This is a genomic window from Lacimicrobium alkaliphilum (assembly GCF_001466725.1).
GTDB lineage: Bacteria > Pseudomonadota > Gammaproteobacteria > Enterobacterales > Alteromonadaceae > Lacimicrobium > Lacimicrobium alkaliphilum_B.
Genome location: NZ_CP013650.1, coordinates 4,343,885 through 4,357,550, shown reverse-complemented (window position 1 = coordinate 4,357,550; position 13,666 = coordinate 4,343,885). Strand labels below are relative to the sequence as shown.

Sequence of the window (13,666 nt, the reverse complement as noted above, 5' to 3'; positions counted from 1 at the left end):
CCAGAGAATAACGTATTTTCATCTCTTTTTAATGCATTTTTATGCAATAACTCATTCCGTTGTCATGCAGTAACCCGCAGCGAGCAAGGTGAAATACGGTGATAAAAAACACTCTCGCAAAGACGCTGAGACGCAGAGGTTTTAAGGCGTTCTTCTGTTACCGTCTTCGTGCTCTTCGAGTCCTTCGTGGTTGACGGCCTTTGGACCACGAAAAACACGAAGAAAGCTGCTGTTAGCCGGATGAATCCCCGGATTCCGTTTCACTGCATCCAGGCTACATAAACTGTAGTTCATCATATAAAGCAAGGGCGCTGGGTTCCCGCCTACGGCCGCGGGAACGACGTGCGGTCATGCCCGACTAAAGTAACCGGGCCTGTCCAGCACCTTTGATAGCTGGGTGTTATTGAACAGCACATTGCTAATTCAAAGGTTGCTGGGCATCCAGTGGCTTTATTGGTTCCGGGTTTTATTCAGCCGTTTATCAATATACTGCTGAAACGCGCCCCGCTCAGTGCAGCGAACTGCACCACCGGCTATACGCATTAGACTGGTAATAGCACCGTTTATACCCGCTTCACAGTTTACGTCCTTAGTAACGGCCTCACGAAGTTTCTCATCCTCGCTGAGTTTTTCCGTGTAATCCGGTATTTCGCCAATAGGATTCTGCCGTTGCTGACGGTATTCACGGTTGGCCTGTTCTGCCAGCTGCTGCTGTTGCCGATATTGCCAGCCGGACAAGTGCCGTTGTGCCGCACTTTGATATTCAGCAGGGCCAACAGGCTTTACTTCAGAACCAGATTCAATGGCCGCTGGCCCCTGGCTGTCAGGCACAGACGTGGGTTTCTCAGGCTGTTTAGCCACTTGCGGTTCTGACTGTTCGGGCGGGGGTGATAGAGGCGCTTCAGGCTCAGCCGGTGATGGCTGGGGCTTCGGAACCGGTTCAGGTACCGCTTCCGGCTCAGGTTCAGGCTCCGGGGCCGCTACAGCAGGCGCGGGAGCTTGCCACAGACGGGCCTTAATGGTGGTGTTATGATCTTTATGTGCAACCATCGGCGCAATGGCCTGAGATTGCAATCTTATCAGCCACCAGAACGCCAGGGCATGAATCAACAGCGAAACAACGATAAATGGCAGCAGGGAAGCTTGTGCCGGAGCGGTTTTTGACAGCAAAGGGTCTACACAGTCCATTGACAGTAACAGCATAGATAGCCCGACAGGGTAAAAGTTCACCCTGACGGGGCACCTTATCGGTTCTCAGTGATGGTGGGAGTCGAAGCTGACACTGAGCACTTCTGTGCTGCCTTCGAAGTTGAGACTGCGGATCGTCTCTTGACCTTCAATATTGACCAGATTGACCTGCTGTGGCCAGATATCCCTTAAAGCATCGTGTTTGACCGTCAGACTGGTAACAGATTCCGGTATTGCAATCTGTTGATAGACCCAGAAAAACTTGCCTTCGACTTCGAAACCTACCAGCTCAAGAGGCAGTGGCTGCTGTTGATGAAGCAGCGAGAAACGCGCTGCCACATAGTCACTGAATGCCTGTTGGGTATCGGCCGAGTTAAGCATATCGGCGTTGCGATCAAAGAGTTTTTTCACCGCATGCTCGGCATCGTGCAGATAAAATCTGTGCATCACATCCAGCTGCCCGGTACGGTGATTAAATAATACCTTGGTCAGTGCGGCTTTCTGCTGATGCGCGGCAGCGGGCAGCGCAGCTGCTGCCACCAGCACGATCAGCAACCATAACCAACGACTCATTGCTTGTCCTTCAGCTCTTCTTCGGTTTTCAGCTCGGTTTTAATATCCTGCATAATATCCCGGCTTACTTTGGCCTTGGATTTCTTCGCCTTGTAGGCTTCGACTCTGGAAGGAATAATGCGTCTGGGGTAGTGGTTATTCTCCACATCCACGTCAGCCGTCTCCCAGCGCGGATCGACTGTTACCTGCTCAAGCTCTTTGTCGGTAACGATCAGCTTTTTTACCGCCCTGGGGCTGCGACGCCAGATTTCCGCAGGGATGCGCATTATTTCTTCGCTGCCATCGGCATATTCGAGCTGCAGAATGATCGGCATCACCAGCCCACCCTGATTGGAAAACTCCATCACATAATAGTTGCGATCTTCACTGACGGCGCGCTCAAAGGCCTTTCGCTCCCAGTCCTCCAGACCGGCAAGAAATTTACGGTACTGATTGCGCTCTTTGTTCGTGACCGTAAATCTGTCGTGCTCGTCATAGAAATCACTGACATCCGGATTGCGCTCGATCCATAGCTCACCCTCCTGACGATTACGCTCCACCGTCAGCGATAATGGCTTATCCAGCTCCTGTTGGCGCAGACGTTTAAAGTCGATGTCAGGATCTTTGGTGTCCATTCTCAGCTTATAGACCCGGTCGATGGAGATATCCACATGATCGGTACTGTAAAACCAGCCACGCCAGAACCAGTCAAGATCGACACCGCTGGCTTCTTCCATGGTACGGAAGAAATCAGCCGGAGTCGGGCGCTTAAACTTCCAGCGACGGGCATATTCTTTAAACGCGAAGTCAAACAGCTCCCGGCCTAAAATGGTTTCGCGCAGAATATTCAGCGCGGCGGCAGGCTTAGTGTACGCATTAGGGCCGATTTTCAGTATGCTGTCTGACTGGGTCATGATAGGCACCTGCACCTCGGATTTCATGTAACCGGTAATATCGCGAGGCTCCACACCCCATGGAATGTCCGGGTCCCACTCGCGACCAGCCACGCCATCAAGAAAGCTGTTCAGGCCTTCGTCCATCCAGGTCCACTGACGCTCATCGGAATTCACTATCATCGGAAAATAGATATGCCCGATCTCATGGATCACCACACCAATCAGGAAGCGCTTTTCTGCCTGTGAGTAAGTGCGGCTGCCATCATCCTGTAATTCAGTACGGGGGCCGTTAAAGGTAATCATGGGATATTCCATGCCACCCACAGGGCCATTTACCGACTGAGCCACGGGATAGGGGTAATCAAAGGAGAAACGGGAGTACACCTCCATGGTATGAACGATGGACTCGGTGCTGTACTTCTTCCACAGGTCGCCACCTTCTTTGGGATAGAAAGACATGGCCATTACCAACGGCTGCTCATCGCCCCCCTGCTGATAGCCTTTGGCGTCCCACATAAACTTGCGCGATGAAGCCCAGGCGAAATCCCTGACGTTTTCGGCTTTAAACTGCCAGGTCTTAGTCTGCTCTGTTGCTGTCTTTTCGTTTTCCAGCGCCTCTTCTTCGGTGACCACAAACACCGGCCGTTTCGCGGTTTCTGCCTGTTTCAGTCTCTGTTGCTGAGTTGGTGTCAGAACCTGCCCGGCGTTTTGCAGGCTGCCGGTGGCCGAGACAATATGATCAGCCGGTACGGTGATCTCTACCTCATAGTCACCAAACTCCAGCGTAAATTCACCGCGGCCAAGAAATTCTTTATTGGTCCAGGCTTCGTAATCGGTATAGGCGTGTAAGCGGGGAAACCATTGGGCCAGCAGGAAAATATCGTTGCCGCCTTCTCTGGGATCATCGGGGAAATGTTCATAGCCGGCACGGGCCGAAACCGCATCTTCTTCGACAATATTAAAGGCATAGTCCAGCGAGAATGAAACCGTCTCTCCGGGTTTAAGGGGCTGATGTAAATCGATACGCATATTGGTACCTACCAGGGTAGATCTGAGCCGGTTCCCCATCGCATCTTTGACCTCGCCAATCTCATAACCCAGCTCATTGTCCTGCATAAACTGCTGGCGTCGCAGCTCTCCCAGACTCAGGCGGGCAGGCTTGTCACCATCTCCGGCTTCTGTGGCAGGTCCACGACGGCCGATACCGGCAAACGCCGTGCTCAGCTCGGCCATGGAGTCCGGTTTAAACTTATTCTGATCCAGTTGCAGCCATAAGTAACGCAGGGTATCTGGTGAGTTATTCTGATAACGCACTTGCTGCGTCGCCTGCAAACGCCGGCGGGATTCATCCAGTGTAACCTTTATTTTGTAGTCTACCTGTTGCTGCCAGTACTGGTGACCGGGTTCACCTGCTGCATTGCGATAAACGTTTGCCGTGGGTAAGACTTCATCGAGCTGTCTGAATTTATCTTCAAAATCACCTTTGCTCTGGCGAATGGCGTCGGCCGCTGCGAGAGCCGAAAATACTGATAACAGCAAAGCAAGACTACGTAACTTCATGTGTCACCTTATTTTAACTACCCGGACTCTGCGAGTACGCGGATATAAATCTAAAAACAGGGAAGCCGGGCAAGATAACGTTTTACAGTCAAAGGGGTAAGTTCAGACCCCGGGATCAGCGACCAGTAGTCTGAAAAACAAGGCAAGTGAAGTTAAATCAACTAAGATCGTTCCGTCGGCATCGAACGTATTGGTTTATAATCTGTGATGTGTTGCGTGGTTTGTTTGTCGCACAGGGCTAAGCACGCAAAGGCCCGGAATTTTGGCAAAGGGAGTACATATGGAAGTTACCAGAGGGTTATTGCCCCTTGCTCTGGCATCTCTTTTGAGCCTGCCGGTGCTTGCCGAACCTTTTGTTTCCCCCGGGCCCCATAAAGTTACCTGGGCCGTCAACGATGGACCGCCATTTCATATTCTCGATGGTGACTATCAGAGCCAGGGTTTTTGCGATGTGCTGGTAGAGGAAATGATTCGGTCCATGCCGGATTCCGATCACGAAGTCCTGACCATCCCCCCGGCCCGTATCGCCAGGCTGAGAGAAAAGCAGGCTCCGGTTTGCTTTCCCTGCATGATTAAGCGTGCAGATACCCCGATTACCCGCTATTCCAGGGCAACGCTGTATTATCAGCCTCATCAGCTTATTGTTAATGCCTCCTCTGCCAGGGTGATTCGTCAGCGCTATGGCGAACCGGTAGATTTTGCCGCCCTGCTACAGGACAACTCGCTACAATTTGGCCGTCCCCTTGGCCGGGCTTACGGAGAGGTTTTGCAACCTTTGCTTGATCGCTACAGCGAAGCGCAGCGCAACCACCGGATCTTGTCCGGCAAATCTACCCTGGCACTGAATATGGTGGCACTGGGGAGACTGGACTATACCCTCGACTACCCGGTTATTGGCCGTTACTTTGAACTGACCGAAGAGAGCACCCTCAGCTATCTGCCGATCGAACAGAACCAGCACAGCCCCATTACCGGTGCTATTGGTTGCAGTAACACCGAATGGGGCGAGGAAACCGTAAACAGAATCGATACTGCACTGGCTAAGGTACTGAAATCAGAAAACTATATCAGCAGCCTCGGATTCTGGTTTGCCAAAGATAATCCTGATTTCTGGCAACACTACAAAGAACATGTGCTGGAGAATATCAGCGACGATAACAGCGAATGGAAGGCCGAGCTCTCAGAATAACGGCCAAGCCGAGCATCAGAATACCCCAGCTCAGACCACCACCGGAACCTGATGATCCATTATTATCGTCGTTCTGTTGTTTATCAATTAGTGTGTTGGGCACCGGCTCTAACTCGGGGTGCGTGTCTGTGCTGTCATCCACCACCACAATATCAGTGATCAGGATCAGATTTTCTCCCTTAAGTTCCTCCTGATCATCGGAGTAGTCACGCAGAGGGATGTCGGTCAGGGCGCCACCGGCATCGTAGGTTTGCATTTCGGCAATGGCATCCACTACCTTCATGCCATCCCCCAGCACCTGACCGAACACACTGAAACCACCATTCTGAATATCCAGATTGGCGCTGTTGTCATCCAGATTGATAAACCACTCTGAGGTGGCACTGTTGGGATCACCGGCAGATTTAGCCATGGCGATAGTGCCTCTGACATTCGACAGTTCGGGCTCATTGGCTATGGCTGCGCCTTTGGTCACCCGATCCAGAGGAAATTCATCATTATAGGTAAAACCGCCGGCCTGAATCACAAAGTCCGGCACGCTGCGATGCACCACATTGCTGTAATACGCGCCTGAATTCACATAACCAAGAAAATTATTTACCGTGGCCGGTGTTTTTTTATCAAACAGGTTTACCTGAAAATTTCCCAATACCGTCTGGACTTCTACCACAGTGGCCCAGGCAGCCTGACTACCCATGATCATTACGCTCAGAGCCAGGGGCAGTTTCTTTTTCCAGCTGCTTATCATTGTTTTACTCCAACCAAAAAGGATAGGAGCAGGTTAGAATGTTACACAGTGCAGTTCTCTATCAGTTTGTAGTGATTTGTTTTCTCCTGTTGCCAATTGTTATCCGGGCATGCCTTACCATCAACAAGAAATATAGAAGTTACAGGCTATCATCAGAGTAGTGTGATAAAACCGCAAGCTAAGAAAAGCAGAGGAAAGCACCATGACAACCACATCTGATACGGGTCAATGGCAACAAGCTGTTACTGAGCTCTATGCCCGCTTAACAGAGCACCTGATTGCCTATTTACCGCAAATACTCGGAGCGCTGTTGCTGTTTTTGGCGGGTTGGCTCATTGCCTGGCTGCTGTCCCGGCTGACGCGCTCATTGGTCAGCTTAATCAACCGTTTACTGGCCCTGGCCAAACCCCTGTCAGCATCCCAACGCTCGTTGCATATCAGACCAAACCATGGGCGTATTGCCGCCAGAGTGGTGTTTTGGATTGTCATCCTGTTTTTCCTCGCCGCAGCAACTTCGACCCTGGGTCTGGAACTGTTCGCCAACTGGTTAGGTCAGTTTCTTACTTATCTGCCCCGCTTACTGGCAGGTCTTTTAATTATGCTTGGCGGGTTTGTGCTCGCTAACCTGCTCAGTTCAATGACCAAAGCCACCGCCGAATCCGCCCGCCTTCCCAGAGGGATCTGGCTGGCAGCCATGGTTAAATATGCGGTGATTTTTACGGCCCTGGTTATTGGTGTTGAGCAACTGGGGATCAACATCCACTTTATCACCAACCTGGTGGTGGTATTGCTGGCCGTTTTCAGTGCCGGGCTGGCCCTTGCATTCGGCCTTGGCAGCAAGGATATGGTGGCCAACCTGGTCGGCACCCGGCAGGCCAGAAAACACTGTAAATTGCAGGATCATATCCGCATCGGCGACATACAGGGCGTGTTGCTGGAGATTACCGACAATATGCTGGTGTTGGAAACTCAGCAAGGGCGAACTCTGATTCCGGGCAAACACTGGATGGACAGCAGCAGTTGTGTGCTTAAACGGGACACCACTGCGGACTCAAAGACCAGCTCAGAACCGGGGAGTTAATATGACTACCGCGAATCTCAGCCTGGCATTGCATTTTCTTAAGGAGCAACCTCAGGCTGCTGCACGACAACTGGAACGGGAATCGCCGCAGAAAGTAACAGACTTGTTGTCTCAGGCCCCGGCGGAAGTAGCAGCCAGCACTCTTGCAGCAATGATGCCGGATCATGCCTCAGGTATCTTATCCCTGATGTCTGACGAACAAGTTTCAAGATTGTTTTTTGAGCTTAAAAGTGCCGATATTGCCACTATATTGCGGCATATTGATGATCAGAAGCGCGCCCAATGCTTCACGCTGATGACGCCAAGAAAGAAATCGGCTTGTCAGCGACTGTTGGGTTACCCTGATTATACGGTTGGTGCCTGGTTAGAAACCGATCTGCTGATGCTGACCGACACCATGCGGGTTCAGGATGCGGTATTACGCCTCAGAAAAAGTACGGCGGCGAACCTGCAACATTGTTTTGTAGTCAATCAACAGCGTCAGCTTATCGGGCCGGTGAGTATCTACAAATTACTGCATGCCTCTGAGTCGACACTGGTTTCCCACCTTATCGAAGAACGTTGTGCTGGCCTTAACGGCTTTACCGAATTGCGCTCGGCAATCAGTCTGGATGACTGGTGGCACCGCGACAGCATGCCGGTGGTCAATTATGACAATGAGCTGATAGGAGTGATTCATCACCACCAGATACGCCATGTTCTGAACAAAAAAGGCGCGCGAAGGCAGCAGGCATTACCCCATGAAATCCTCAATGCCTATGGTGCCTCAATCAGCACACTACTGGAACTGTTCAGCCCTCAAACAAAAGGGTAAGGAGACGCGACTCATGCAATCTCTTGGTCACCTCGATGATACGGCGACACAGCTGAATCAGGTTTTTCTGGCAAACTATCCAACCAGAAGTGCCCGCTATCTGGAAATGATGCCGGCCAGCCAGGCTGCCGAATTATTACAGCAACAACCCATGCATCTGGTGGCAGGACTCTGGAAACACCTGCCTCCAGGGTGCTCTGACGCCTGTTTTGCTCACTTTGATGATGATTTTGCGGCCCGTCTGATCGGATTTCTCGACAGCCATCTGGCGATCAGCTTGCTCAGCCGTCTGTCACCTGAAAGGCGAGAGGCCTTATTTGCACTACAGGAAACCAACAACAGCGCCCTGGTAAGGGAATACCGCACGCTGTTGAGTTATCCGCAGGATTGTGCGGCACTGATGATGACAACCAATGTACAGGCTTTTTCTGCTGACACCAGTGCATCTGATGCGCTGGCGCGACTACGCCGCAGCAAACAAACCTGCCCGGATACCCTGTTTTTGCTGGACGCTTCACAGCAATTGACCGGCCAGGTACAAATTACCGATCTGGTCACCAGCCCTTCCAATGCTTTACTCAGCAGTATTGCTACGCCTGTTAAAGCCACACTCAGTGTGCTTGATCACAAGGATACGGTGATCGAAACCTTCGAGGGACAGCACAGCAACACTATACCGGTGCTGGACGCGCAGGGCCTGCTGGTAGGGCAAATTGGTTACTCCGATGTGTATCAGTCTACCAAGGAAGATCTGGCCACTGATATGCAAACCATGGTTGGGGTAAGCAAGGAAGAAAAGGCCTTATCCAGCAGCTGGTTTGCAGTTACCAGAAGGCTGCCCTGGCTGCAGATTAATCTGCTCACCGCCTTCGCGGCAGCGGCCGTGGTTGGCATGTTTGAAAATCTGATTGCAGAAGTCACGGCACTGGCGATTCTGTTACCCGTTGCCGCTGGCCAGTCCGGAAATGCCGGTGCCCAGGCGCTGGCCGTGACCATGCGGGGTTTAACCTTGCGCGAAATCACCACAAGGCAGTGGTCCAGAGTGTTGTTTAAGGAAATGCGTGCCGGATTTCTCAACGGCGTCATCATTGCACTGACCTGCGCTGTCGGCGTGTATTTCTGGAGTCAATCGGCCGGACTGGCCCTGGTCATTGCATTGGCGATGGTCAGCTCCCTGGTCATTGCCTGCAGCGCCGGTGCGCTGGTACCTATGGGGCTAAAACGGCTGGGGATGGATCCGGCCCAGTCGTCATCTATTGTGCTGACCACTGTTACGGATATTGCCGGCTTTATGTCGTTCCTGGGCATTGCCTTGCTGTTGACGGACTTTTTACCCAAAGGCTAGAAAGAACAACGTTCAGCCATATCTGACGCGGTCTATTTTTGAGGTTGATTAAACCCATACTTCTGCGTTGAGTTTTGGCCGACATGCGTAGCCTTGCTATACGTAATTAGTAAATTCAGATAAACCACTTGAGCAATATAAACAGGACCGCAAAGTTGCTGTAACTGACAGCAAGCCCAACTAATGAGTGCAATGTTCTATTGTTCTCGTGAGCACTTTTAGTGATGCCAACACCAATATAAATGGTTGCTGGATAAGTGAGAAGTAATACAACCGCCAACCAATTTACAGCTTTTTCAGTCGCTCCCGGTGCATCAAACATAAACATGGATATATGCAAAGCGAACGGCCAGAAAAAATCGCAATTACAGCCAGTACAGCAAGTCCCCAACAGACTAATGTGATTTGGTTTCCATATACGCGGCGATACTCCCTCACAAATAACAGATTAATTTGCGGCGAAACGCCGTGTTTCTGCATTATGTTTTTCTAACATGTTCTGTACCCCTTAACCAGCCTGGTAAGGCAGAGTGCACACATGCGCGGTGTTTTTCTTTTGGCTGTAATGATATGGCCAGGTTACTTTTCCTTCACTCTGAAACAAAATCCATGGCCGGGTCCCGAAGTCTATTAAACGGCCCTCTCATTCCTTAAGTGTTTTGACTAACATCCTGAACTAATGGTATTTTCTTGACATTAATGGATTCCTACCCCACTACAGGACGTTGAATGAGAGCTTTCCTAATTATTGCAGTTTGTGCTGCACTTAGCAGTTGTGCGCAAACCGTCTCCAGCATCAAATCTGATGTCGGTAAAGATCTTGAGGCTGACAGGGGCTATTTATTAATGGCCATTGCCACAACAGAGAGTTTAGAAAAGCTCCGTATCAGTGGCGAGCGCACCCTGGAATTCTCCGCTGCTGACTTACGCCGCGGCAGCCGCTACCTGCTGATAGAAGTTCCAGCCGGGCACTATGAAATAGAGCAAATCAGGTTTAGCAGTTGGTATCAATACGATTTAAATAGCGACTATTGGCAATTTTCAGTCGATGCAGGAAAAGTAAGCTACGTGGGTGAACTGGAAATTTTCACATCTGGTTTTCGCATTAAAAGAAATGGATTGAAACTGGTCAACCGCTCCTCTTATGCGCTGGAGTTTATGCAAGAGCACTTTCCCAACATCCTCGCACACAACACCATCAGCTATCGAGGGCCAGGTGAAGATGGATTTCTGGATTATGTGAACAGCACGTCCTTTGCACAACAGCAGGAAAAATAGCCATGCGAGTCTTACATTTTCTGTTTCTGGTTTTGCTACCGATTTCGACGTTACAGGCAACCCCTATCAGCCCAAACGATCTGTTTCAGTCGCCGACTTATTATTCTTTTAAGCTCAATCCAAACGCCTCATTTTTTGCAGCTTTTCGCCAACAGTCAGGCGAGCAGAGTCTAATCATCTCTTTTACCAGTGACATTGAACTGGAAAGCAAATTATCGTTTTCAGAGGGTGCCAAACTGCACAATTATGAATGGATTGACAACGATTCGCTATTCATTGAATACCAGGATAAATCCGGTCAGCACTATGGCGTGGTTAATCTGGATATTGAAGATCAGAAAATAAAACTTGTGTTTGAGCATACCAAGCAATACGGGTATATCCTCGACTTTCAGCCACTTCGAAATAATCAGGTTTTGTTTGTACAGGGCAATGATAGTGATGAATTGATTGTCTATCAGGTCGGCGTATCTGCGATCATTAATAACAGCGTTGCCTCACTGGGAAAACCTGTTGAAGGCCTGCTTGATGGGGCGCTGCATTACAGTTTCGACAGCACTAACGATATGCTTTTCGCTGCAAGCAAAGATGGGGACAAAGTCGAGCACTGGTATCGGCCAGCATCAGATAAGGCCTGGCGATTATTGAGGGTTGTCAATGATGATGCCTATGCGTTTAGCGTCCAGGCCTATTTACAGGATGACACCTTTTTAGTTTTAACCAATCAACATACTGACCGCATCGCCGCCTACTTATATGATGCGAAAACTCAAACTCTGAAAACGAAGCTTTACGAGCACCCCATCTATGATCTTGAATCAGCCTGGGTTGACCCTGAAACCCTCACCCTTGATTCGGTCAGTTATTGGAAACATGGAAAATTAACCGAAGATTTTTTTGATCCTGCTATAGAGGATTTCAATGACGAGGTAAGACAGACATTTGACAACAAGCAGGTGGTCTATGTTTCTTCTAACCTGAATAGAGATATCAGTATCGTCAAGGCTTTTAATGCCGACGACCCGGGCACTTATTATCTGTTCGACTCTCTGTATATGACTGCTCGCCTGCTCACACATGCTTACCCTTCCCTGGCCGATAAGCCATTGGCTCCTATGGAGGCGTTTAGTTTTATCAATGACAAAGGGCATACCGTTGAAGCGTTTCTTACTCGCCCGAAATTTCGTGACAACGGCGTATTATTGGTGGTACCTGAAGGCGGGCCTGTTGGCAGCCAGGCGGTGAATGAGTATGACCCGGATACACAATACCTGGCCAACCGCGGTTACGCAGTATTACGCGTAAATCTGCGAGGTAGCAGTGGCCTGGGTAAAGACTTTCAGCAGCAAACGCTGGATTCCTATAAGCAAGTTGTATTGGCTGATGTTGGACAGATCACGGCGCAAATTAGTGATAAGTATGGCTATCAGCAAGCCTGCAGCATGGGTATGGGCTTTGGCGCCTACGCGGCAGTCTTGTTAGCAATGGAACAACCCGAGTTCTATGGCTGCACTATCGGTAAGTTTGGTATATATGACCTTTCACTGATCTTCAACGCCAACAACTTTGTCAGCCTGGAAGCGGTGCAAAAAACCCTGAAAACTGCACTGGGCGTGAGCGACAGCGGCCTCACCCAAGCATCCCCGGTCTATGCCGCCGACAAGCTGAAAGTCCCGGCCCTGTTCTTTGCTGGCCAAAAAGATAATTTTGCGCCAATAGAGCATACACATCGGTTCGAGTATGTATTAAAGAAACTGAACAAAGATGTCACCAGCCTGATCTACAGAAATGTCGCGTATGGGCACGGTAATTGGAGAGGTGACATGCACCTCAATGCGTATGTAGATGACTTTATCCGAGAAAAGCTCGGTCTTGAGGACATCGATGATCCTGCCTTTGACGACATACATCAGCAGGAAGCCATGCTGATCGCCGATGTGTTTTCATTTAACTATTTGTTGGAAAAAAACAGGATAAAGGCCAAGGAATATTACGAACAGGCAGCATCTCTGGGTGATGCCCGAGCCCTGTTCAATATAGGAAGTTATTACCACCGTGGGATTCTGGTTAACGAAAGCCTGGCCAAAGCAATCGAGTTGTACAAGCAGTCCTCTGATGCAGGCTATGAGGAAGCCAGTTATCGATTAGGTGTACTGTTGGCTGATAAAAACAGTCCCCATTATGACCCGAAAGTTTCTTTTGATTACTTCACGCTGGCGCAAATTCAAAATTTTGACCTTCGTGCAGACCTGTATCTGGCCCGAGCTCATTGCCTGGGTGAAGCCATTGAGCGTAACGTCTCTTACTGTGTCAGCAAACTGAAACTCTCATCAGGCGGAAAGGTAAATAAACAGGTTCGGGAAGTACGCCACGAACTACTCACTGAAGTGCTGCTCGAAGGCAAATACTCAGTTGACGAACTGGAGCAATTCAAACAAATTCTGCGAGATAACTATAATGTCCATCACTTCGAATTCGAAGTGGACGAAGATGACATGGGCGTATTCGAGTTTAACCAACGAAGTAGAGAGCACGAACATGCCGACACTACCACTCTCATCCCTAATACTGAAGGGACCGTTTTTGGTATGTTAGTGGACTACGATGCCAATGGCAGCCGGTTTCAGAATCTGGCCGTAATTAACCGCTGGACACGCATTGACCCGGATAGCACCGATGAGCAAATTGTTTATCAGAATCTGGTTTACGGGAACGACAGAGAACCGTGGAAAACCCTGCTTGAAATGCCCGACGATGCTCATTCCGGCACTCAGTACCGGCTGGATATTTATGCCGTGAACGGCAGGCTTTTGCTCAGTAAAATATTTACCGTCCAATAATCACAGGCTTGTTGCCAATAGTTTCACCGCTGCGTTCAGCTCTCCGACACAAGCTGACGCCAGCAAGTGATGGTAGCTTGATGAAATTTAAGGCGTTATGGGCAATTTCACATCCTTTTCACAACGTCTCTTATAGAATACCGCCTCAGCTATATACCCAGCGCTGTTAAATCTG

General features: G+C 49.8%; 10 protein-coding genes. 6 read left to right on the top strand and 4 right to left on the bottom strand.

The genetic code is table 11. The features are described 5' to 3' along the window. Positions 1-450: 450 nt before the first annotated feature. From AT746_RS19500 to AT746_RS19490, 3 genes are read right to left on the bottom strand one after another with little or no spacing between them, the layout of a single operon-like run. A complete protein-coding gene (locus tag AT746_RS19500) occupies positions 451-1,203 on the bottom strand; it encodes a hypothetical protein (protein WP_062483783.1) in 753 nt (250 codons plus the stop codon). Positions 1,204-1,254: 51 nt separating this feature from the next. After that, complete coding sequence (locus AT746_RS19495) at positions 1,255-1,761, bottom strand: DUF6702 family protein (RefSeq protein ID WP_062483781.1); 507 nt, start codon at positions 1,759-1,761, stop codon at positions 1,255-1,257. Continuing rightward, a complete protein-coding gene (locus tag AT746_RS19490) occupies positions 1,758-4,196 on the bottom strand; it encodes a M1 family metallopeptidase (RefSeq protein WP_062483778.1) in 2,439 nt (812 codons plus the stop codon). The genes AT746_RS19495 and AT746_RS19490 overlap by 4 nt, the downstream gene beginning before the upstream one ends. A 280-nt stretch (positions 4,197-4,476) precedes the next feature. On the opposite strand from AT746_RS19490, the gene AT746_RS19485 reads away from it, so the two are divergent. Continuing rightward, entirely contained in the window at positions 4,477-5,385 is a 909-nt protein-coding gene (locus AT746_RS19485; RefSeq protein ID WP_062483776.1) for a hypothetical protein, read from the top strand. Here AT746_RS19485 and AT746_RS19480 read toward each other — a convergent pair. Continuing rightward, positions 5,342-6,133 (bottom strand): peptidylprolyl isomerase, encoded by a 792-nt coding sequence (locus AT746_RS19480; RefSeq protein ID WP_062483774.1) that lies wholly within the window; start codon positions 6,131-6,133, stop codon positions 5,342-5,344. The two genes, AT746_RS19485 and AT746_RS19480, sit on opposite strands and share 44 nt — an antisense overlap. A 202-nt stretch (positions 6,134-6,335) precedes the next feature. On the opposite strand from AT746_RS19480, the gene AT746_RS19475 reads away from it, so the two are divergent. From AT746_RS19475 to AT746_RS19450, 5 genes are all read left to right on the top strand, one after another. Then, positions 6,336-7,214, top strand: a complete 879-nt coding sequence (locus AT746_RS19475) for a mechanosensitive ion channel family protein (protein WP_062483772.1) — start codon at positions 6,336-6,338, stop codon at positions 7,212-7,214. Position 7,215: 1 nt separating this feature from the next. Then, on the top strand, positions 7,216-8,028 hold the full coding sequence (locus AT746_RS19470; protein ID WP_062483771.1) for a magnesium transporter MgtE N-terminal domain-containing protein: 813 nt from the start codon (positions 7,216-7,218) through the stop codon (positions 8,026-8,028). A gap of 13 nt (positions 8,029-8,041) precedes the next feature. Further along, entirely contained in the window at positions 8,042-9,373 is a 1,332-nt protein-coding gene (locus AT746_RS19465) for a magnesium transporter (RefSeq protein ID WP_062483769.1), read from the top strand. An 846-nt stretch (positions 9,374-10,219) separates the two neighbouring features. Then, on the top strand, positions 10,220-10,651 hold the full coding sequence (locus AT746_RS19455; RefSeq protein WP_156413743.1) for a hypothetical protein: 432 nt from the start codon (positions 10,220-10,222) through the stop codon (positions 10,649-10,651). Between the two features lie 2 nt (positions 10,652-10,653). Continuing rightward, a complete protein-coding gene (locus tag AT746_RS19450; RefSeq protein WP_062483765.1) occupies positions 10,654-13,491 on the top strand; it encodes a prolyl oligopeptidase family serine peptidase in 2,838 nt (945 codons plus the stop codon). The last annotated feature ends 175 nt before the right edge of the window (positions 13,492-13,666 follow it).

Bases quoted from the DNA above. Each gene is read 5' to 3' on its own strand.
- AT746_RS19500 (WP_062483783.1), bottom strand. From the start codon at position 1,203: ATGCTGTTACTGTCAATGGACTGTGTAGACCCTTTGCTGTCAAAAACC.
- AT746_RS19495 (WP_062483781.1), bottom strand. From the start codon at position 1,761: ATGAGTCGTTGGTTATGGTTGCTGATCGTGCTGGTGGCAGCAGCTGCG.
- AT746_RS19490 (WP_062483778.1), bottom strand. From the start codon at position 4,196: ATGAAGTTACGTAGTCTTGCTTTGCTGTTATCAGTATTTTCGGCTCTC.
- AT746_RS19485 (WP_062483776.1), top strand. From the start codon at position 4,477: ATGGAAGTTACCAGAGGGTTATTGCCCCTTGCTCTGGCATCTCTTTTG.
- AT746_RS19480 (WP_062483774.1), bottom strand. From the start codon at position 6,133: ATGATAAGCAGCTGGAAAAAGAAACTGCCCCTGGCTCTGAGCGTAATG.
- AT746_RS19475 (WP_062483772.1), top strand. From the start codon at position 6,336: ATGACAACCACATCTGATACGGGTCAATGGCAACAAGCTGTTACTGAG.
- AT746_RS19470 (WP_062483771.1), top strand. From the start codon at position 7,216: ATGACTACCGCGAATCTCAGCCTGGCATTGCATTTTCTTAAGGAGCAA.
- AT746_RS19465 (WP_062483769.1), top strand. From the start codon at position 8,042: ATGCAATCTCTTGGTCACCTCGATGATACGGCGACACAGCTGAATCAG.
- AT746_RS19455 (WP_156413743.1), top strand. From the start codon at position 10,220: ATGGCCATTGCCACAACAGAGAGTTTAGAAAAGCTCCGTATCAGTGGC.
- AT746_RS19450 (WP_062483765.1), top strand. From the start codon at position 10,654: ATGCGAGTCTTACATTTTCTGTTTCTGGTTTTGCTACCGATTTCGACG.